Consider the following 19,183-nt stretch of genomic DNA (forward strand, 5'->3'; position numbering starts at 1 on the left):
GCCGAAGGTAAGATCAAGCGTAGGAAGAATCGGAGTGATTACCCGAGATACCGCGCGACCATCGCCCGGTAATTGCCATCCAGGGAAAAGCCGCCCACGACAATGTTGCCATCGGCCTGCACGGCGAGCGATGTCGCGGTATCGGGGCTGCGGCTCAGGCGGGTGCGGACCCAGCCCACGCCATTGCCAAAATGCTTGTCGAGTTGCCCGTCGGGCAAGTGTCGAGCCAGGATGAAATCCGCTTCGACACCCCCGATCGTGGCTCCGGCGGTGAGCACGCTGCCGTCCGCCAGGGCGTGAGCGGCGGTCCACTGGCAGCCACTGCGGCCAATCTCCAGTAATCGCGGCTGACCGCCGTTGTCGTGAATGTCCGGGCGGCCGTTGCTGTGGAGCGTCAGAGCCATGCAATGCATCGGGTCGCGGCTGCTGCCGAAGCAGCGCAGGTCACCGTAGTTCTGCTGGACGATCTGGCTGACCTGGGCCCTACGCCCCTGGGCCATGAAACTCATGAAGCCGTCTACGGCAAAGCGGTCGTCGAGCGAACCGTCGCTGTGATAGCGCGCGAGCAGGCCTTCTTCAGGGAAGTTGATCGAGCCGCCCACCAGTATCCGCCCATCGCGCTGCAGCAGCAGGCTGCCGAGCCAGGTGTTCATCAGCAAGTGCCGGACCAGCACGAAACCGCGACCGTTGAAGCTCTCATCCGGCGCGCCGTCGGCGGTGAGTCGGATCAGCAGACCAACGTGATCGGCCTGTTCGAAATGATGGTTGGCCAGCAGCAGGATCTTGCCGTCGGCCTGCACCTGGACATCACAGACTTCGGCTCCGGGCACCCCTGGCGGCAACCAGACATCCCGTGCGCCACGGGACAGATGGCCGGGCAGACGGACCACACAGCGGCCATTGTCGGCAAAGGACTGCACCGGTTTGCCGTGCTGATCGAACAGTGCCAGGGCCGGGAGTGTGTGGTGGGCGTCTTCATAGTGCAGACCCGCCAGCAAAATGCAGCCATCGGCCAGCACCCGCACGGCGCCGGCCATCGCTTCGAAGCCCGGTTCGAATTGACTGATGACGCTGCCCTGTTGGCCGAACGCCAGGTCCGCCGAGCCGTCGGCCAGCAGGCGGGCCAAGCCAAAGCGGCTGCCGCCCGGCATGCCGACCTTCGCCGCGATCAGCAGGCGTCCGGCCGAATCGAGCGCGACGCCGTTGGTCATGCTGCTGATGCTGCCGGCGAAATAGACCTGGGTGACGCCTGCGCCGGCAAACGTTGTATCGAGCTCGCCGGCCTCGGTCTGCGCCGGGGGTAAATCAACAGCGGTCTGGACTGACATGCACGCATCTCCTTGCGAGTCGTCGTGATCCAGGACTGGGTGTGGCGACTGGGGAGACATTCAACGCCTGAATGGCCGGATGCACAACTGGCAGAATTAACAGGCGGAGGGTCACTGTGTGCCAGAACGATGTCTTTTCGAACCAATGCCAAGCGAGGTAAACAAAACGCGCGTTTAAAAGTTCGAATCAACGGCGATCGGAGTTGCGCTGGCGCATAACGCCGGGCAACTAACGATCGGGAGGAGGGCGCGGATTACTTTGAAGTAATCCGCGAAACACTTAGTGCGGCATGGACCACGATTGCAGTGCGTAACCTTCCTGGCTCAGCTCTTTGCGAGCCTCTTCCAGAACATGTTCAAGTTGCGCAGGGTCGGTGTAGGCGCTGCAAGGAATCTGCGTGCGGCCGATGCGATTATTGGTGCGGTCGATGACGGTCAGGCTGAGCTCGCCGTTACCGTCTTGTGGGGCCCAGGCCACGCATTGAAATGGCTTGAACGCGCGGTCGGCAATCAAAAGAGCTTCGTTGATACGGAGCGGGGCTGTCATGGGGTCTTCTCTCTGTATGCCCAATCAAGTGATGTGCCGTCGGTTGGGCTTACCGTTCGGCTGGTTACTTGTACTGATGCCCGTTACCGGGGGGTGGGTCACATATAATTAAACGAAATTTAAAACTTTTTTTCCGGGTTGGGTGTTCAGGCGGTTTCTTGAAAGCTGGATGAAAGCTTCAACTCGTCGGTTAACTCGTGGAGTGTCCTTTTATAAGTGTTGAATCCAAGACCTTTAGACCAACGGTCCGAGCCCGCGTCAAATTCTTGCTAACGTTACAGTCGGGCTTGCCAAATGGCTGTTTTTTATAAAAATCCTATGATTTGGCGCCAAGGAATAGTCATGATTGAAGCGCCCGCATCAAGACGTCTATTAGTGGTGGATCCTTGTGACGACTGCCACCGTTTGCTGCCTGGTTTGCGCTCCATCGGCTGGGACGTTGACAGCTGCAGCCTCGAAAATGCCGGCGACCGACCCTGTGACGTCGGCCTGCTCCGTTTGCAGCCGTTTCATCTGGAGCGCCCTGAAGCGGTCAAGGAACTGATCAGCCGCAGCGGTGCCGAGTGGATCGCCGTGCTCAATCAGGAAGTCCTGCGGCTGCAGAATGTCGGGGATTTCGTCTGCGAGTGGTTTTTCGACTTCCACACCTTGCCGTTCGATGTGTCCCGCGTTCAGGTGACGCTGGGCCGGGCGTTCGGCATGGCGCGCCTGCGCGGGCAGGGCACGGTGCACATCGAGCAGCCCGAACATGAGCTGCTCGGTGACAGCAAATCGATTCGTGAGCTGCGCAAACTGCTGAGCAAACTGGCGCCTACCGAGTCGCCCGTACTTATTCGCGGGGAAAGCGGCACCGGCAAGGAACTGGTCGCCCGCACCCTTCACCGGCAATCCCAGCGTCACAGCAAGCCCTTCATCGCCATCAATTGCGGTGCGATTCCGGAACAACTGATCCAGTCCGAACTGTTCGGCCACGAGAAGGGGGCATTTACCGGCGCCCATCAGCGCAAGATCGGACGGATCGAAGCGGCCAATGGTGGCACGTTGTTTCTCGACGAGGTCGGTGACCTGCCCCTGGAGCTGCAAGCCAACCTGTTGCGTTTTCTTCAGGAGAAGCATATCGAACGGGTGGGCGGCAGCCAGCCGATTCCGGTGGATGTGCGGGTGCTGGCCGCCACCCACGTCGACCTGGAGGCGGCGATCGCCAAGCAGCGTTTTCGCGAAGACCTGTATTACCGCCTGAACGTGTTGCAGGTCGTGACCGCGCCGCTGCGTGAACGCAATGGCGACCTGGCGATGCTGGCCAACCACTTTTCGCATTTCTACAGCCACGAAACCGGCCGCCGCCCGCGCAGCTTCAGCGAAGACGCCTTGATCGCCATGGGTAACCATGACTGGCCCGGCAATGTCCGCGAACTGGCCAACCGGGTGCGACGCGGGCTGGTGCTGGCGGAAGGCCGGCAGATCGAGGCGCGGGACCTGGGGCTGATCAGCCATCAGGCGGTGGCGACACCGATGAGCACGCTGGAGGACTACAAGCTGCGAGCAGAGCGCCAGGCGCTGTGTGACGTGCTCAACCGTCACAGCGATAACCTGAGCATTGCCGCCAAGGTGCTGGGGATTTCCCGGCCGACGTTCTACCGGCTGTTGCACAAACACCAGATCCGCTGATCCAGCGGCCACAAAAGAACCGCCAGGACGGCGGTTTTTTTTGTGGGTGGCGTTTCAGAAGTAATACGGGAATTTCAAACTGAAGGAGAAGTCTGGCGCGTCCTCGGTCAGGCCGATGGCCAGTTGCGGGACGATCGTCAGGTTGTCGGTGGCGGCCAGGGTCATGCCGATGTTGAAGTTGGCCGAGTTGTAGTCGCTGTTGGTGATCGATTGCCAATCGCCGCCGTCGGGTCTGATCTTGCTCTTCTTGGCGAACTGGTCGGTGAACGAGAACGACATGCTCATCTTCTCGTTCAATGCGAAGGCGATGCCGGCGCCGATTTGCCAGGAGTCCCCCAGTTTCACGTCGCCCTTGACCTTGGAGCCGACCTGAGGGCTGATGTCGCTGAAAGAATCCTGCACGTTGTAAGTGTAGGCCAGGGTGCCGAACAGCACGGCGGGGTCGAACGTCTTGACCAGCGAGATGCCCGGGGTGATCGACCAGACACCGTTGCCGGTGGGCAGGTCCTCGGGCACCGCCAGGTTGTCGTTGTTCGGGTCTTCGACCAGCTTGATGCCGTAGGGGTCCTTGCCGGTGGGTGCCTTGACCCGCAAGGTCACGACGGCGTCCGGCAGGTCGGCCGTCTCGTCCAGAAACTTGTAGGCCACGCCTACGTTGACATCGCCAATGGTCGGGTCGCGGGTGACGGTGGCGTCTGACGTGACCGGGCCAGCGCCACCGGCGCCCCCTGAGGAATACGTCGATTCGCGGTAGACCACAGGCACGTTGATATCGAACTGCCAACGCTGGGCCAGGTTGTAGCGAGCGGTCAGGTCCAGGGTCCAGTTGTCCGCCTTGATCCGGTCGAGGTTGATGTTGCCGAGGAAAATCGAATCCAGTGCCAGGAAGCCGTTGAGGGTCAATGCCCGGGTATCGTAATGGGTGTAAGTCAGGCCGGTCTCGACACTGAACTTGCCGCCACCGAAGAATCCGCTGGCTTCGTCATACAGGTTGGACACGCTTTGCGCCGGTTCCGAATCATCCTTGAGCGACTCGCCGTAGGAGCTGCCTGTGGTGCCCGGCGCGCCAGCGGCCACCGTTTGCCCGGATCTGGGGGTGGCAGGGGATTTGACCAGGCGTTTGGGAGCAGGCGTCGCCGGAGTTTCTTCGACCTGGCGTACGCGCTGCTCGAGGACCATCAAGGCGTTCTGTTGTGCTTCGTAACGTTGCTTGAGCTCCATGAGTTCTTGTTTTAGTGCTTCGACCTGGGGGTCCGGTGCTGCGTATAGAAATGTGGCCGGGGCCAGGCTACTCAGACAAACGACAACTTTGAGCGTTGAAGATCGGTGCATGGGTTTAGCCGTCCCTTCTGACTACATCGTTCTGACTATCGCTGATGAAACTCAGCGTAGATCAAAAACCGAGAGTGCGAAGACCTTTGAGCTGGTCCAGATTTCCGTTCAGCGCTGCGCCCGTGGCCACGTTGTCGCGCATCACCACATTGAGCGAAGTGATGTTGCGGACCTGGTTGCCACCCCCCAGCAGCGTGGTGTTCTGCATCAGCCCGCCCTGGGCCAGACGCTGCATGGTGCTGCCCTGGTTGTGGTTGGCCACGATGTTGAGTTGCACGCCACTGCCGGTCGAGGAAACGCTCAGCGAACCCGCTTCATTGGCGCCCGACAAGGTGGAACCTGCGGCAAGCACTTCGCCCTGCGGTATCGCCGCAGGCGCCTCGTTACCCCGGCTGACGTTGATGCCGACGTCGTTGTAGGCGCTGTTGTTGTCGCCGGCGGCACGCACCACCTGGGTGACGCCATTGGTGCTGTTGAGGCCGCCACCGCCGGTTACGCTGCCGGTGCCTTGCGCGGTCGATGTGCCGTTGCCGTTTTCATTGATCATCGACACATAGAACTGCGGCTTGATGGTGTTTTGCTGGACGATCAGCGAAGACTTGGCGCCGATGACCGAACCGTTGGCGTTCTGCCAGGTGCTGGTCATGACGATGCCGAAACTGACGATCCGTCCCGGCATCACGAAGCGACCGCGCAGGTTGGCCAGTTCCTGATCCTTGAGTTCGATGGGTTTGAAAATTTCTGCGTGGATCGGCAGGCTGGCGGCCATGCAGACCACCGCTAGCCAGGCTGGAGTTTTCATTTGAATGCTCCCGGAGCCTCGTGCTCCCTTTTTATTAGAAGAAGTCACTTCGGATAAAGCCGAAATCCAACAACTCTGCGTCTTGCACCGGGTGGAAGCTGTCGATGTTCCGTTTGGCGGTCAGGGGCAGGGGCGGGTCGAGCAACGCGTTGGCCTTGTCGTAGCCCTGGCCGATCACGGCGAAGATGATGCCGTTCCAGCCTTTGACGAAGTCGTCCACCTTGTAGCGTTTGTGACCGAGCACCGGATCGCCGATGTACACCCAGCCTCTCTGGACTTTTTGCAAGACCACAAAATGCTTGTAGCCACGGATGTCCATGAGTACCACGACGGGGATCTTGATGTCGTTCAGGGTTTCCGGAGCGACCCGGTAACCACGGGCGCGCATGCCAAGGCTTTCCACGTAGCGCTTCATGTCGAGCATCGAGAAGCCCTGCACACGTACCAGATCCTGGTCGGCGTGGGCCAGCATGCCCTCGATGATCTGATCTTCGTTCACGTCCAGCCAATAGGCCTGACGCAGGATGGTTGCCAGCGCCGCGGCGCCGCAACTGAAGTCGGTCTTCTGTTGCACCAGATCCGAGAATTTCCGTTCACGCACGCTCTGGATCGGCTTGTAGATCACTGCGCCACCGGGTAACACGGAAAGCGGCATCTGGGCCGCCTCGATTACGCTGGTCACGCACAGCAAAAAAGCCAAGGCAATCATGCGCATGGTCGGAGCCTTCCGGTTGCGTGGAAGAGAAGGCCCCCATCAGGGGGCCTCCGCAGACAGCGATTAGAACGATTGGTTGGAGATGGCCAACGAGTTGCTTTGTTGGTTGCCTACACCCGCCGCCACGTTGACACCGAGGTTGCCGCTGCCGCCGTTGACCGAACCACTCAGGGTTGCGGTGTTGGTCACAGGGTTAGCCCAGCCGATTGGAGTCAGCACCTGATAGGACACGGTGTTGCTCAGCTCGAACGCGCTGCTTTCGCTGTAGCTCTTCGTGATGTCTTTCGACGAGGCGGACGATTTCTCGCCAGCTTTGGCGTACGAAGACTCGAACGACTTGGTGAACGAGGAGTCGTGCGCGTTGGTGTACGACGAATCGGTGGCGCTTTCGCTGGAGGTTTCTACGGACGCATCAAGCGAGGCTTCCAGCGATCCACCGACACCGGCGCTGCGAGTGCGGTCGCCATTGCCATTGTTCCAGGTGACATAGCCACCCGCAGCCGCTGCAGCGGTCAGGTCAGCCGTAATGGAAGCCGCACTGCTGGCGCTCGCATCGGTGCTGGCGGAACCACTGGAATCGTGGCTTTTTGATCCACTGGCATCAAAGGCGTTGGAGCCGCTGGCAGCCCAGTTGCTCGAAGCGCTCTTGTCAACGCTCAGGTTCGAATCGTGGCTGCGGGACGCCGTGCCGCTGAGGGTAGTGGTCAACGTCACCGTATCGAGGCTGTAGGTGCGATCGGCGTTGTTGTTCACAACCAGGCCTGGTCCGCTTTGGTTGGCGGATGCGGTGGCGGATGCGTTACCCAATGGCGAATTGGAGTTGGCAATCGCCATGGTGTTTTTCTGTTGGTTGAGGTCGCCACCGGCAATGTTGATGCCCATGTTGCCGCTGCCACCGTTACCCGATCCGCTCATCACGGCAGAGTTGGTGGTGGAGTAATTGTGGACGATGTTGTTGTCGCTGTGTTGCGAGACCCTGGCAGTGGCGGTGGCCGTACCGAAGACGAAACTGTTATCCAGGCTCGAATCGGAGGAGGCGTTGGCGATGGCCGCTGCGTTGTCTTGTTGGTTGCCGTTACCGGCAGCCACGTTGACACCCACGTTACCGCTGGCACCGGAAGCGGAACTGCTCATTTCCGCCGAGTTTTGAGTGCCCTGGTTGAGGATGCGGTTGCCGGTGCTGGATTGTCTGTCGTTGGCAGTGGCGTCTGCCGAAACATTGATCCTGGTTGGAGGCGGTGGGTTGTTGTTGCCGTTGTGGCCGTGGCCACGGCGATCGTCCTGCCCAGCTTGTACAGCAACAGCCATGAGCGCAGCAATTGCGAAAACCAGAGGCTTGAGTGCCATCGAAGGTTTCATGGTGATTCTCCGTACTTATTTAGGTTAAGTGTTGTTTTTACCTGTTTAGGGTCAATCCGCGACCCGTACGCTGAAGGTGTTGGCCATTCGGTTTCCCACCCCTGCGCTCTGGTTCAACTGAATGACTCCACGGCTCCCGGTGAAAGCCTGGTCGCTGGTAGAGACCTGGCGAGAGCCTGGGATGGAGTCAGTTGGACCGGAGTTGTTGAGCAGCGCCACGTTTTGTTGCATGAGGACGCTGTCGTCGAGACTTTGCGGCTGGGCACTGATGCTGATGCGCAGTGCGTTGGCTTGCTGGGTTCCGGTGCCCGCGCTCTGGTTGACGCCCAGAGCGCCGCTGCCGTTGCTGAAGGAATTGCCCTGGATGCTGGCACTGGCGTCCATGGCGGGGTTGACGGGCGTGTTCAGGCGTTGGCGGATCTGTGTGGTCGCGCTGGCGTCATGGCCGATGGCAATGGCTCGGGCATTCGCCTGCTGCTGTTGATCGCCAGCGGCCTGGTTGACCCCGAAGTTGCCTTCGTACCTTGCACCCGAGTTGTCGATGCTGGCGTTATTGACCACTGGTGATTGCGCAAAAGAGGATGCACTGACAGACAGGGCGATGATCAGCAGTGTGCGTTTCATCTTATTGGCCCCCGGTAATGATTTTCAGCGCACCCATGCCTTGCTGGACGCTGGAATTGACCATGTTGGCGATCCCGTTGCCGCCGCCCGCCGAGCGTCCGGCGGGCTGATTGGCCAACTGGTTCTGCGTGCTGATATTGCCGCCCATGTTGGTGCCGCCCAGGTTGACCAGGCGAGTGATGCCTGCACCGCTGGCGACGTTGGCGAAATCGCCGTCACTCAACTCGTTGGTCTGCTGAAGAACATACTGGGAGGGGTTGGCGTTGACCGTCGTCGGGTTCGGGTCGGGAATCACGGGTGCCCGAGTGGCCATCCTGGGTTGAACGTCGCGTGTGATCGTGATCAGGCCGTTGTCGGCCTGGGCGGGCAGACTGAGGGTGAGGGTTGAACCCAGTGCGCACCCCACCAGCAGCAGGCTGAAGATGCCTCTATCAAGCTTCACCACGGCGCAATTCCTTCTGTGGTTGGATCGCTGGCCCTAACGAGCGTTGGCAAGGAGAGAGCAGAAGCTGTGCCGTGTTTGCTTTTTCTTTTGAAAACAGGGGGTTGGATTTATTAATTCGAGAGAGGGAGGAATCTGTGTAACGTCATTGAGACAAAGGCGGGGGGTAAGCGGGTCAATACGGGCGGTATTGCTCGCCGAAATCGATGCAGCCAGGCTGTATCAATGGCGCAACAAATGTTCGGGGGAATGCCTGGACCGCTCTGATTCGCGGGTTTGCGTGGTGTCATGTGTTACAGGGATGGACGCTTTTGCAGGATCGGGCGTCCGACTCAGGCCTTGAGCAAGCGTTTCACCGCCGCGAAGGCTGCCTCCTTGCGCTCTGTCCAATCGCCTTGCAGCACCTGATAGGGCTGCCGGTGCAGGTCCAGCCATTGGCGGCCAGCCTGGAAAAATGCCTGGCGTTCGGCCAGTTGCGGTTGGCAGCGCTGCCCGTCGTCATGCCAGCCAACGGATTCAGGGCTCAACAGCAGGTGCAGGTCGTAATGCCGTGCCCGCAAGGCTTGCTCGATCCAGTGGGGGCAGTCGCCAAACAGCGTGCGGCTCCACAGGATGTTGCTCAACAGGTGCGTGTCGAGAATCAGCAGTGGCGGTCGTTTGCCCCGCGCCTCGTCCTCCCAGGTAAGCTGGCCATGTGCTATTGATGCAATGTCATCGTAGCAGGTTTCCCGAGCGTGTCTCTCGATAAAGTGCCGAACGTACTCTTCGACCACTATGCCGCCAAAATTGGCGTGAATCTCCCCCGCGAGCCAGCTTTTTCCGCTCGATTCCGGCCCTGTCAGCACCAAAACCTTCATGAGCGCAGCAGCGGATCGCTGCGCCAGGTTCGCCAGCCTTGAATGGCCAGCAAGGTGAAAACGCCATACAGGGCTGCCGTCAGGTACATCCCCTTATAGATGAACAGACCGACGAAAATGCAATCCAGCACGATCCACAGCGGCCAGCACTGCAAGCGCTTTTGCGCCATCCAGAATTGCGCCACCAGGCTGAAGGCGGTGAGGGCGGCGTCCAGCCAGGGTTGGGCCGCGTCGGTCCAGTGGGCCATGGCCGCACCGAGCAGCAGGCTGCCGATCGTGCCGAGGGTCAGGCCGCACACCAGCGCCGATGCGCCCAGCCGACTGACATCGCGCCCCTGATGCGCGTGGCCGGCGCGGGTCCACTGCCACCAGCCATAAAGCTGCAGGGCGGCGTAGATCACCTGCAACAGCATGTCCGAGTACAGCTTCACCTCGAAAAAGATCCAGCTATAAAGAAGCACCATGACCAGGCCGATCGGCCAGCACCAAGGGTTCTGCCTGACCGTCAACCAGACGGCGATCACGCCGAGGGTGGCGGCAAACAGTTCAAGCCCGGACATACAGGAACCCTGGAGGCAGCAGAGAGGGAGGCGGATTGTACCGACAGCCGCAGGCGGGAGCGAGCCTGCTCGCAGAACCTGTAGGAGCGGGCTTGGTCTGGGCGGCCATCCGACGATGGCGGAGTGTCAGGCGCTGGTGATGCTGGCTGTGCCGGCCTCATCGCTGGCAAGCCAGCTCCTACAGTTGATGGCCCCGTTGCTGGCGCTGGTTACACCCGGAATTGCTTGAGCAGGCCGTTCAACTGCTCGCTCAGGTCCTTGAGCCGAACGCTGGCCACGCTCGACTGTTCTGCCGCCAGTGCGGTGCTGTGTGACAGACCGGCGGCCTGGGTGACGTTCTGGTTGATGTCCTCGACCACGTGGGCCTGTTGCAGGGTCGCGCTGGCGATGGAGGTGTTCAGCCCGTTGAGATTGCGCAACGCCTGACCGATGGCATTCAGGCTTGCACCGGCCAGGCCGGCTTGCTCGATGGTCAACTGGGAGGCACGGCTGCTGTCGCCAATCACCTTGACCGCCGCTTCGGAATGGCTTTGCAGGCGCTCGATCATTGACTGAATCTCCGCAGTGGACTTCTGCGTGCGCTGCGCCAGCAGGCGGACCTCGTCGGCCACCACGGCAAATCCGCGACCTTGCTCGCCGGCCCGGGCAGCCTCGATGGCGGCGTTGAGCGCCAGCAGGTTGGTTTGCTCGGCGATGGAGCGAATCACTTCCAGGACGCTGCCGATCTGGGTGCTTTCGGTGGCCAGGGTGCGGATGACCTCCACGGCCTGGTCAATGGTGGACGACAACTTGTCGATCTGTTCGAGGCTGCTGTCGATGTTGACCTGGCCCTGTTGCGCCTGGGATTCGGCATCGCGCATTTCGCTCGCGGCCTGCTCGGCGTTCTTCGCCACGTCCTGTACGCCGTAGGTCACTTCATTGATGGCGGTGGCCACCAGTTCCATCTGCTGGGACTGCTGCTGGCTGCGTTGCTGGGCCTGGGCGGCATCGTTACCCAGTTCGCTGGACGACTGGCCCAGGGCACCGGCGGACACTTGCAACTGACTGATCACCCCGCGCAGTTTGGCGGTAAAGGCGTTGAAGTGATGAGCCAGTTGCGTGACTTCATCCTGGCCGTGGGTATCGAGGCTGCGGGTCAGGTCGCTTTCGCCGCTGGCAATGTTGGCCATGGCATTCACGGTCTCCTGAAGAGGCCGCACGATGCTGCGGGCGATCAGGATTACCAGCAACGCCATGATGGCGGCAATCCCCAATCCGACGCCCGAAGCTTTCCACACCTGGGCGGTGAATTCGGCCTGGGTGTCATCGATGTACACGCCCGAGCCGATCACCCAGCCCCAGGGCTCGAACAGCTTGACGTAGGAGGTTTTTTCCACGGGATCGCTGGCGCCGGGCTTCGGCCAGCGGTAATCGATCGCGCCAGCGCCCTTGGCCTTGGCCAGCGCCACCATTTCATTGAACACGGCAAACCCGTCGGGATCGCGGATGGCCGAGAGGTTCTGGCCATCGAGCTTCTGGTTGACCGGGTGCATGATCATCACGGGCGTGAGGTCGTTGATCCAGAAGTACTCGTTCTGGTCATAACGCAGGCCGCGCACGGCATTCAAGGCTTGCTTCTGGGCCGCTTCGCGGGTGAGGGTGCCGGCGGTTTCCAGGCCGTGGTAGTAGCTCAGAATCCCGCTGGCGGTCTGCACCACGTGCTGGGTCTTCTGCGCCTTGGCGTAATAAAGGTCATCGTGAATCTGCTTGAGCATCAACACGCCGAGCGTCAGGAGCATCACGACGGCTACGACCAAGATGAGCCACAAGCGGCGGCTGATCGACATACTGCGCAAGCTGTTCATAGCACTGTCACTCCGGTGTTTTTCTTCTTGTAATAAATGATCGCCAGAATCCCATCACACTTTGTCGATCGGGCATATCCGACCCAAGTCCAATAACGTGGCAGCGTTATCGAGGCTTGTCTGATAGGATTTCGGCCCCGCGCGGAAAAACCTGAATTCAAGTTGATTTTTCACGGATTTTTTACGGCTCCGTCGGGATTCTGTGCGCGCGGGCTGCTAGCCGCGCTGATTACAGTCAACGTTTGGCAATAAATACTATCGAGGCATGCCGTCGCGCATCGCTTTTGGGGGATTGATGGATCTTTGGACCGCCTTGCAGGCATTGATACTTGGGGTTGTGGAAGGGCTGACGGAGTTCTTGCCGATTTCCAGCACCGGGCACCAGATCATCGTGGCCGACTTGCTCAACTTCGGTGGCGAACGGGCCATCGCGTTCAACATCATCATCCAGTTGGGCGCGATCCTGGCGGTGGTGTGGGAGTTTCGCCGCAAGATCCTGGAAGTGGTCACCGGTTTGCGCACGCAACCCAGCGCCCAGCGTTTTACCGTCAACCTGTTGGTCGCCTTCATGCCGGCGGTGGTGCTGGGGGTGATTTTCTCCGATCTGATCCACCACTACCTGTTCAACCCGATCACGGTGGCGGCTGCGCTGGTGGTGGGTGGCCTCATCATGCTCTGGGCGGAAAAGCGTGAGCACAAGGTGCACGCCAACACCGTGGACGAGATGCGTTGGCAAGACGCCCTGAAAGTCGGGTTTGCCCAGTGCCTGGCGATGATTCCCGGTACTTCGCGCTCCGGCGCCACCATCATCGGCGGCCTGCTGTTCGGCCTGTCGCGCAAGACCGCTACCGAGTTCTCGTTTTTCCTGGCCATGCCGACCATGGTTGCGGCGGCGGTGTATTCGGGGTTCAAGTACCGTCACCTGTTCGAACCGGCTGACCTGCCGGTGTTCGCCATCGGCTTCGTCACCGCGTTCATCTTCGCGATGATTGCCGTCAGGGGTTTGCTCAAGTTCATCGCCAGCCACAGTTATGCGGTGTTCGCCTGGTATCGCATTGCGTTCGGCCTGTTGATCCTGGCCACCTGGCAGTTCGGCTGGGTTGACTGGACTTCCGCCCAGGGATGAAAAACCCGCGCGCGCCTCGCCAGCCCGGTCGTCCCGCAGGCGGGCCGGTGCAACACCTGCGGCTGAAACTGCTGGTGTTTGCACTGGTGTGCGCGCTGCCGCTGTACGGCTCGTTGTCCTTCGGGTTGAAGGGGATTTCGTGGGTGCCGCTGACGGCCTACGGCCTCATCAGCGTCGTTGCGTTTTTCCTCTACTGGAGCGACAAGCGCAAGGCCCGCCGCGACGGCTGGCGCACCCCGGAAAATGTCCTGCACGCGGTGGAACTCGCCGGTGGCTGGCCCGGGGCCTTGCTGGCTCAGCAGCTGTTCAGGCACAAGACGCGCAAAGTGTCGTTTCAGGTGTTGTTCTGGACCATCGTTGTGTTGCACCAGGTGTTCTGGATTGATCAGTTGTTTTTGCAAACCCAGTGGTTCCACTGAAAGATTATCAAAGCCGGAAAATCGGCTTACAACTGCGCTTTAGCGTCTGACAGGTGTGCGTGCTAGTTTCCGGCAACTCAATAGTCTGGAGACTGGCAATGAAATTAGAAACGATCACCACCGAAAGTGCCATGAACAAGTTGGCGGCATTCATGGCTTATTCGCCTGCAAAGAAAGTCGCGTATATAAAAAATCGCTCCCTGATAGTGAGGGGCGAAAATCTGGATGAGTTCTCCGATGACGCCATACTGGACTCTTTCGCGCCGTCCGAGAGCCGTATGCGGCTCTATGTTGAACGGTTCCAGAAGGTCAAGTGCGATGTCACACCGGAATTGACCCTCGACAGCGCCTTGCTCGCGAAAACCAATGAATTCATCAATATCGCCGTACCGGCAGGCGTCGATTTCATCCTGCGGGCACTGCAGCCTGGGGATGCTGCGGTGACCCCTGACGGCGACGCATTAAACAAAGTCATCGATGCGCTATTTACAGATCGGCAATATTTGCGGGAGCAGCTTGAACTCCTTCGCTCGGCGATTCAAAAGCCGGAACTGGTCTGCGAAATCATCCGCACGGATGCCAAGACTTATAATGCGGTGTATTTTCCGGTAATCGATCAATTCGTGAAAGGTTTCGAGGCGCCATTTGCTCTCGCGTTTCCGATGTTCATGGGGGTTGAGTCATGTCTGTTGATTCATTCCGCCGGCCTGAGAGTTAACCAGATTTACACGCCCAGGGTGACAGGTTTTACCAATGAGTTTTTCATGTATCTGGTGCTGCACGAACTTACGCACTTGCTGCGTCATACTACTGACAGCGCTTATGTGTTTGCCGGCACGAAAGGCGTAAGTGAGTTTAACGTCTATTCAACAGCCAGTCTGTCAAGCAGCGATTCTCATAATGCTGACGACTACACGGTCTTGATCCTCAATGCCCTGTTACTGCTGCACACAGAAGGCCGCCTGGACCTCAGGCAATTTTAGAGCAACAACCCCACCTGCGTACGCTTGGGCAATTTGCTCACCACCAATTGGTGGGAACGCTGCAACAGTGCTTGCAGCTCTTGGGCGCCGAGCGGGTAGGGCATTTGCATGATCACCCACTGCGCTCGCGCCAGATAGGGCGCGGGATGAATGCCAGGGCGATCGCAATGCCCGAGGAACAGGTCCTTGTCGACCTTGAAGGCCAGGGATTCGCCCCGCAGATTCTGCAGGGCGAACATCTTGTTTCCGGCGATCGAAAACACCCGCACGCCGCCCCATTTGTAGTCTTCCCGCGCGCCGGGCAGGGCCAGGCAGAATTGCGCGACGTCTTCTTCACTCATTCGTCCAGCCTTCATATCAATCGGTCTCCGCAGGCATTGAACGATTCGATCAAATGGTCGAGCCAGGCGCGCACGGCGGGCATCACCCCGCGTCGATGCGGGTACACCGCCTGCAACCAGCCACCGGGCAGCGACCAGTCGGGCAGCAACTGCACCAGCGCGCCGCTTTGCAGTTCCTCTTCGCAGTACATCACCGGCAGCATGGTGAAGCCCTGGCCGGCCAGGGTGCAGGCCTTGCGCACGATGAAGTCGTCGATACCCAGCCGCGCCTCGAGGGACATCTCGTGGCTTTTGCCCTGTTGGTCGAGCAGGCGGATGTGCACCATGCGATCGGCCTCCAGGGCACCGAGCGCCGGCAAGCCCTTCAGGTCGTCGGGATGACTGATTGTCCGGCCCTGAAGGAAGTCCGGGCTGGCCACCAGCAGCATCTGCGCCTGGCGCAGGCGTCGGGTCACCAGCAACGGATCTTCGTCGCCGGGTTCGCGAACCCGCAGGGCGACATCGACGCCTTCGGTCACCAGGTCGACCCGGCGGTTGACCAGCATCACCTCCAACTGAACCTGCGGGTATTTGTCGAGAAACCGGCTGATCACCAACGGCAGTATTTCATGGGCCAGGCCCACGGGGCTCGACACCCGCAAGCGCCCGCGAGGTTCGCTGGACATGCTGGCCACGGCCTCGTCAGCCATTTCGGCTTCCAGCAGCATGGCCTGGCAGTGACGCAGGTAACGCTCGCCCACGGCGGTCAACTTCAGTTGCCGGGTGGTGCGCTGCAACAGGCGCGCGCCGAGGCGTTCTTCCAGTTCGGCAATTCGTCGCGACAACCGTGACTTGGGAATGCCCAGCACGCGGCCGGCAGCCGCAAAACCGCCGGCTTCGACCACCTTGGCAAAATAGAAGAGATCGTTGAGGTCCTGCATGTGATCGCTCGATTGTTCTATCAGTGAGACAAACTATCGCATTGTTGCCGTCTAATCATCTATTGGTTTCGATTGTAGGATTCTCTCCATCAGATCGCCCCGTAGCGGTCCTCACTTGGAGCTTCCACATGAAACTGCTGCACATCGATTCGAGCATTCTTGGCGACAACTCGGCTTCCCGCTTGCTGAGCGGCGAAGTTGTCAAAGCCTGGCAAACCGCCGAGCCGACTGCCGTGGTGACCTACCGCGACCTGGCCAGCGATGCCATCAGCCACTTCTCGGCCACCACCCTGGTCGCTGCCGGCACCACCGCCGAGTTGCGCGATGCCGCCCAACAGCACGAGGCCGAGCTGAGCGCCTCGACCCTGGCTGAGTTCCTCGCCGCCGATGCTGTGGTCATTGCCGCACCGATGTACAACTTCACCATCCCGACCCAGCTCAAGGCCTGGATCGACCGCATCGCCGTCGCCGGCCAGACCTTTCGCTACACCGAGGCCGGCCCTGAAGGCCTGTGCGGCAACAAAAAGGTGGTGATTGTGTCGACCTCTGGTGGTCTGCACGCCGGTCAGGCCACCGGTGTGGCCCACGAAGAATACTTGAAGGTGATGTTCGGTTTCCTCGGCATTACCGACATCGAATTCGTTCGTGCTCACGGCCTGGCCTACGGTGAGGAAGTGCGCAACAAAGCCATGAGCGACGCTCACGCGCAGATCAGCGAGCAATTGTTTGCCGCTGCGTAAGGCCTGCGTAAAGATCTGAATCTGCTCGGGCAACACCTCAAAAAACTCTGTATTCTGATTGCGCAAGTATCAGATACGGAGTTTTTTGTTTCTGAATACTTCGTGTTGTGGCCCAGGTTATGCAGTCCAGGGTTTAACGTCCCGTTCTGCAGGTGGCCGCCATCGCGGTACAAGCCCGCCGCCTTAAGGCGGTGCAGGAGAACGGGCTTTCCGGACTGGTAACAGAGGTGGGGCATCCGATGGTGCGTCTTTGTGCAACTTTACTGATTTGCCTGCTCAGCAGCCTGAATTCAGTGCACGCCGCGCCTGCGCCGCACCCTCACTGGAGCGTCGGCTTCCATGAGCTGAGCTTTCTCGACCCGCTGGACCTGCAACCGATGCGGGCCATCGCCTTCTATCCTTCCAGCGACCGCGAGCACGTCAGCAAACTCGAGGGTTATACCGTGGAGGCGGGGGAGGACACCCGCGTCGCCATGGGACGGTTTCCGATGCTGATGCTGTCCCACGGCAACACCGGCACGCCGCTGGCCCTGCATGACCTGGCCACCTCGCTGGCACGCAAAGGGTTCGTGGTGGTGGCGGTGATTCATCCCGGCGACAACTCCAGGGACCACAGCCGCCTGGGCACCCTGAGCAACCTGTACGGTCGACCGATCCAGATTTCCGAAGCCATTACCGCCACCTTGGGCGACCGCATGCTCGCGCCGTTCGTCAACGCCGATCAGGTCGGTGTGATCGGCTATTCGGCGGGCGGGGAGACGGCGTTGATCCTGTCCGGGGCGACGCCGGACCTGGATCGCCTGCGCCGCTACTGCCAGGAGCGCCCGGATGACCACGACGCGTGCAATACCCGGGGTGAGGTGATTGTCGATCGCGATGACCTGCAACCGGTCGCGGACCCCCGGGTGCGTGCGTTGTTGCTGATGGCGCCGCTGAGCCTGAAGTTCGGCCGCCATACCCTGGCCGATGTGCATGTGCCGGTGCTGCTGTACAGCGGTGACGGCGACAAGCTGGTGGCGTTCGACAAAAATGCGGCGGCGCTGGCGCGCAAACTGCCCACTGCGCCGGACTTCAAATTGCTGGCCGGGGCCGGGCATTTCGTGTTCATGGCCCCGTGCAACGACGAGCAGATCGTCACCATGCCGGGCTTGTGCACCGATGCCGAAGGCGTGGATCGCGTAGACATCCACCGCAACATGATCTCGGAGGCCGGGCGGTTCTTCTCCCGGACCCTGGGCAAGCCGACCCGCGCCGGGATGCAGACGGCCGATCAGTAATCAGACACCCTGTGGGAGCGGGCTTGCTCGCGAAGGCGTCCTGTCAGCCAACCTCGGCATCAACAGGCCGACGGAGTGCCGCGTTGCTAGGCCATCGCGCGACGCTTGAGCAACAGGGTCAGGGCCAGCCCGGTCACCGACAACATCGCCGCACTGAAGAAAATCCACGAATACCCCATGTTCAACGCCACCGCCCCCATCAACGGCCCGGCGATCGCCAGCGCCAGGTCGAAGAACACCGCATAGGCACCCAGCCCCGCCCCCCGGCTTGAATTGGGCACCTGCTTGATCGCCTCCACGCCCAGCGCCGGGTAGACCAGCGACAGTCCGAAGCCGGCCAGGGCTGCGCCCAGCAATGCGTAGCCCGTGGACGGTGCCAGCCACAGCAGTACCAGACCCAGGGTTTCGACGGTCATGCAGGCGATGGCCGAGGTGAAGCCGCCGAAGCGGCTGATGCTCGACACGAACAGCAGGCGCGCCAGGATGAAGCAGATGCCGAACACCGTCAGGCAGTAGGCGGCGCCGGTCCAGCCACGGTTGACGTAATACAGCGTAATGAAGGTGGTCAGGGTGCCGTAGCCGATCGACGCCAGGCTCAGGCTGGCACCGAACGGCGCAATGCGCCCGAACACCGCCCAGAAGGGCAGGCGCTCGCCGCGAACCACTGGCACCGAGGGTTTGTTGCGGATCAGCAGCAATCCCAGTGCGGCCAGCAGGGTCAAGGCGCTGCCGAGGCTGGCAAAGCCATATTCAGCCACCATCACCACACCCAGCGGTGCACCGATGGCAATGGCCCCGTAGGACGCGATGCCGTTCCACGAAATCGAGCGCGCGGTGTGCTCGACGCCCACCTGGCCCATGCACCAACTGATGGTGCCGACCCCGATCAGCCCCTGGGCGACGCCCAGCAGCAAGCGACCGGCAATCAGAATCAACAGGCTGGTCAGCGGAAAATCTTGCAGCAGCGTGGACAACAAGGTCAGCACGCCGCTCAGCACAATGCCCCACAAGCCATAGATGATGGCGCGCTTGGTGCCGACCGTGTCCGACATGCGCCCGGCCATCGGACGGCTGAGCAGCGTCGCCAGGTACTGCGAACCGATGGTCAGGCCCGCCACCACCGCGCTGAAACCCAGTTGTTCATGGACATAGCCCGGCAACACCGCAATCGGCAGGCCGATGCAGAGGAAGGCGATAAAGGTATAAAAAACGATGGAGACGATCTGCAGGGTGATCGCCAGGGAGCTTTGCGGTGGCAGTTGCTGCGCAGACATGAGGGCTCGTTCGCGGGCGGCGGTG

At 60.6% G+C, this 19,183-nt stretch carries 20 protein-coding genes; 6 read left to right on the forward strand and 14 right to left on the reverse strand.

Annotated features, from left to right (window positions below):
• Positions 1-38 precede the first annotated feature (38 nt).
• Together QIW53_RS01875 and QIW53_RS01880 are read right to left on the reverse strand one after the other, a co-directional pair.
• A complete protein-coding gene (locus tag QIW53_RS01875; RefSeq protein ID WP_371047996.1) occupies positions 39-1,328 on the reverse strand; it encodes a hypothetical protein in 1,290 nt (429 codons plus the stop codon).
• A 280-nt stretch (positions 1,329-1,608) separates the two neighbouring features.
• Positions 1,609-1,875, reverse strand: a complete 267-nt coding sequence (locus QIW53_RS01880) for a hypothetical protein (protein WP_371047997.1) — start codon at positions 1,873-1,875, stop codon at positions 1,609-1,611.
• Between the two features lie 342 nt (positions 1,876-2,217).
• Here QIW53_RS01880 and QIW53_RS01885 point away from each other — a divergent pair, with 342 nt between their 5' ends.
• A complete protein-coding gene (locus tag QIW53_RS01885) occupies positions 2,218-3,543 on the forward strand; it encodes a sigma-54 dependent transcriptional regulator (RefSeq protein WP_371047998.1) in 1,326 nt (441 codons plus the stop codon).
• Between the two features lie 54 nt (positions 3,544-3,597).
• On the opposite strand, the gene QIW53_RS01890 is transcribed toward QIW53_RS01885, so the two are convergent.
• From QIW53_RS01890 to QIW53_RS01930, 9 genes are all read right to left on the reverse strand, one after another.
• Complete coding sequence (locus tag QIW53_RS01890) at positions 3,598-4,875, reverse strand: hypothetical protein (protein ID WP_371047999.1); 1,278 nt, start codon at positions 4,873-4,875, stop codon at positions 3,598-3,600.
• 61 nt (positions 4,876-4,936) lie between these two features.
• Entirely contained in the window at positions 4,937-5,677 is a 741-nt protein-coding gene (locus QIW53_RS01895; RefSeq protein WP_371048000.1) for a hypothetical protein, read from the reverse strand.
• Between the two features lie 34 nt (positions 5,678-5,711).
• Entirely contained in the window at positions 5,712-6,392 is a 681-nt protein-coding gene (locus tag QIW53_RS01900; RefSeq protein ID WP_371048001.1) for a C39 family peptidase, read from the reverse strand.
• Between the two features lie 63 nt (positions 6,393-6,455).
• A complete protein-coding gene (locus QIW53_RS01905; RefSeq protein WP_371048002.1) occupies positions 6,456-7,751 on the reverse strand; it encodes a heme utilization protein in 1,296 nt (431 codons plus the stop codon).
• 51 nt (positions 7,752-7,802) lie between these two features.
• Positions 7,803-8,375: an adhesin gene (locus tag QIW53_RS01910; RefSeq protein ID WP_371048003.1), complete on the reverse strand. Its 573-nt coding sequence runs from the start codon at positions 8,373-8,375 to the stop codon at positions 7,803-7,805.
• A gap of 1 nt (position 8,376) precedes the next feature.
• Positions 8,377-8,820 (reverse strand): hypothetical protein, encoded by a 444-nt coding sequence (locus tag QIW53_RS01915; RefSeq protein WP_371048004.1) that lies wholly within the window; start codon positions 8,818-8,820, stop codon positions 8,377-8,379.
• 329 nt (positions 8,821-9,149) lie between these two features.
• Positions 9,150-9,674 carry an AAA family ATPase gene (locus QIW53_RS01920; RefSeq protein WP_371048005.1) on the reverse strand — a complete coding sequence of 175 codons (525 nt, stop codon included), beginning with the start codon at positions 9,672-9,674 and terminating at the stop codon, positions 9,150-9,152.
• Positions 9,671-10,234, reverse strand: coding sequence for a nicotinamide riboside transporter PnuC (gene pnuC / locus QIW53_RS01925; RefSeq protein ID WP_371048006.1), 564 nt, complete (start codon positions 10,232-10,234; stop codon positions 9,671-9,673). The genes QIW53_RS01920 and pnuC overlap by 4 nt, the downstream gene beginning before the upstream one ends.
• A gap of 209 nt (positions 10,235-10,443) precedes the next feature.
• Positions 10,444-12,078 carry a methyl-accepting chemotaxis protein gene (locus tag QIW53_RS01930; protein WP_371048007.1) on the reverse strand — a complete coding sequence of 545 codons (1,635 nt, stop codon included), beginning with the start codon at positions 12,076-12,078 and terminating at the stop codon, positions 10,444-10,446.
• A gap of 295 nt (positions 12,079-12,373) precedes the next feature.
• Between QIW53_RS01930 and QIW53_RS01935 the strand changes: the two genes are divergently transcribed.
• The 3 genes from QIW53_RS01935 (at position 12,374) to QIW53_RS01945 (ending at position 14,606) form a co-directional block, all read left to right on the forward strand.
• On the forward strand, positions 12,374-13,204 hold the full coding sequence (locus tag QIW53_RS01935; protein WP_371048008.1) for an undecaprenyl-diphosphate phosphatase: 831 nt from the start codon (positions 12,374-12,376) through the stop codon (positions 13,202-13,204).
• Complete coding sequence (locus tag QIW53_RS01940) at positions 13,201-13,623, forward strand: DUF1294 domain-containing protein (protein WP_371048009.1); 423 nt, start codon at positions 13,201-13,203, stop codon at positions 13,621-13,623. The genes QIW53_RS01935 and QIW53_RS01940 overlap by 4 nt, the downstream gene beginning before the upstream one ends.
• Positions 13,624-13,721: 98 nt before the next feature.
• The gene (locus tag QIW53_RS01945) at positions 13,722-14,606 is read left to right on the forward strand and encodes a hypothetical protein (protein WP_371048010.1); all 885 of its coding nucleotides are present in this window, start codon (positions 13,722-13,724) and stop codon (positions 14,604-14,606) included.
• Here QIW53_RS01945 and QIW53_RS01950 read toward each other — a convergent pair.
• Both QIW53_RS01950 and QIW53_RS01955 read right to left on the reverse strand, forming a co-directional pair.
• The gene (locus QIW53_RS01950) at positions 14,603-14,962 is read right to left on the reverse strand and encodes an MmcQ/YjbR family DNA-binding protein (protein WP_371048011.1); all 360 of its coding nucleotides are present in this window, start codon (positions 14,960-14,962) and stop codon (positions 14,603-14,605) included. The genes QIW53_RS01945 and QIW53_RS01950 overlap by 4 nt on opposite strands.
• Complete coding sequence (locus QIW53_RS01955; protein WP_371048012.1) at positions 14,959-15,867, reverse strand: LysR substrate-binding domain-containing protein; 909 nt, start codon at positions 15,865-15,867, stop codon at positions 14,959-14,961. Before QIW53_RS01955 ends, QIW53_RS01950 begins: the two co-directional genes overlap by 4 nt.
• Positions 15,868-15,995: 128 nt before the next feature.
• Here QIW53_RS01955 and QIW53_RS01960 point away from each other — a divergent pair, with 128 nt between their 5' ends.
• Complete coding sequence (locus QIW53_RS01960) at positions 15,996-16,607, forward strand: FMN-dependent NADH-azoreductase (RefSeq protein ID WP_371048013.1); 612 nt, start codon at positions 15,996-15,998, stop codon at positions 16,605-16,607.
• Between the two features lie 239 nt (positions 16,608-16,846).
• A complete protein-coding gene (locus QIW53_RS01965; RefSeq protein ID WP_371048014.1) occupies positions 16,847-17,884 on the forward strand; it encodes an alpha/beta hydrolase family protein in 1,038 nt (345 codons plus the stop codon).
• A gap of 86 nt (positions 17,885-17,970) precedes the next feature.
• Here the strand turns inward: QIW53_RS01965 and QIW53_RS01970 are convergent, their stop codons facing one another.
• Complete coding sequence (locus QIW53_RS01970; RefSeq protein ID WP_371048015.1) at positions 17,971-19,158, reverse strand: MFS transporter; 1,188 nt, start codon at positions 19,156-19,158, stop codon at positions 17,971-17,973.
• Positions 19,159-19,183: the final 25 nt, after the last annotated feature.

This window comes from Pseudomonas fluorescens (genome assembly GCF_041354075.1).
GTDB lineage: Bacteria > Pseudomonadota > Gammaproteobacteria > Pseudomonadales > Pseudomonadaceae > Aquipseudomonas > Aquipseudomonas fluorescens_CE.

Bases quoted from the DNA above. Each gene is read 5' to 3' on its own strand.
- QIW53_RS01910 (WP_371048003.1), bottom strand. From the start codon at position 8,375: ATGAAACGCACACTGCTGATCATCGCCCTGTCTGTCAGTGCATCCTCT.
- QIW53_RS01965 (WP_371048014.1), top strand. From the start codon at position 16,847: ATGGTGCGTCTTTGTGCAACTTTACTGATTTGCCTGCTCAGCAGCCTG.
- QIW53_RS01950 (WP_371048011.1), bottom strand. From the start codon at position 14,962: ATGAAGGCTGGACGAATGAGTGAAGAAGACGTCGCGCAATTCTGCCTG.
- QIW53_RS01945 (WP_371048010.1), top strand. From the start codon at position 13,722: ATGAAATTAGAAACGATCACCACCGAAAGTGCCATGAACAAGTTGGCG.
- QIW53_RS01905 (WP_371048002.1), bottom strand. From the start codon at position 7,751: ATGAAACCTTCGATGGCACTCAAGCCTCTGGTTTTCGCAATTGCTGCG.
- QIW53_RS01880 (WP_371047997.1), bottom strand. From the start codon at position 1,875: ATGACAGCCCCGCTCCGTATCAACGAAGCTCTTTTGATTGCCGACCGC.
- QIW53_RS01890 (WP_371047999.1), bottom strand. From the start codon at position 4,875: ATGCACCGATCTTCAACGCTCAAAGTTGTCGTTTGTCTGAGTAGCCTG.
- QIW53_RS01935 (WP_371048008.1), top strand. From the start codon at position 12,374: ATGGATCTTTGGACCGCCTTGCAGGCATTGATACTTGGGGTTGTGGAA.
- QIW53_RS01875 (WP_371047996.1), bottom strand. From the start codon at position 1,328: ATGTCAGTCCAGACCGCTGTTGATTTACCCCCGGCGCAGACCGAGGCC.
- QIW53_RS01955 (WP_371048012.1), bottom strand. From the start codon at position 15,867: ATGCAGGACCTCAACGATCTCTTCTATTTTGCCAAGGTGGTCGAAGCC.
- QIW53_RS01885 (WP_371047998.1), top strand. From the start codon at position 2,218: ATGATTGAAGCGCCCGCATCAAGACGTCTATTAGTGGTGGATCCTTGT.
- QIW53_RS01970 (WP_371048015.1), bottom strand. From the start codon at position 19,158: ATGTCTGCGCAGCAACTGCCACCGCAAAGCTCCCTGGCGATCACCCTG.
- QIW53_RS01900 (WP_371048001.1), bottom strand. From the start codon at position 6,392: ATGCGCATGATTGCCTTGGCTTTTTTGCTGTGCGTGACCAGCGTAATC.
- QIW53_RS01895 (WP_371048000.1), bottom strand. From the start codon at position 5,677: ATGAAAACTCCAGCCTGGCTAGCGGTGGTCTGCATGGCCGCCAGCCTG.
- pnuC (WP_371048006.1), bottom strand. From the start codon at position 10,234: ATGTCCGGGCTTGAACTGTTTGCCGCCACCCTCGGCGTGATCGCCGTC.
- QIW53_RS01930 (WP_371048007.1), bottom strand. From the start codon at position 12,078: ATGAACAGCTTGCGCAGTATGTCGATCAGCCGCCGCTTGTGGCTCATC.
- QIW53_RS01960 (WP_371048013.1), top strand. From the start codon at position 15,996: ATGAAACTGCTGCACATCGATTCGAGCATTCTTGGCGACAACTCGGCT.
- QIW53_RS01920 (WP_371048005.1), bottom strand. From the start codon at position 9,674: ATGAAGGTTTTGGTGCTGACAGGGCCGGAATCGAGCGGAAAAAGCTGG.
- QIW53_RS01940 (WP_371048009.1), top strand. From the start codon at position 13,201: ATGAAAAACCCGCGCGCGCCTCGCCAGCCCGGTCGTCCCGCAGGCGGG.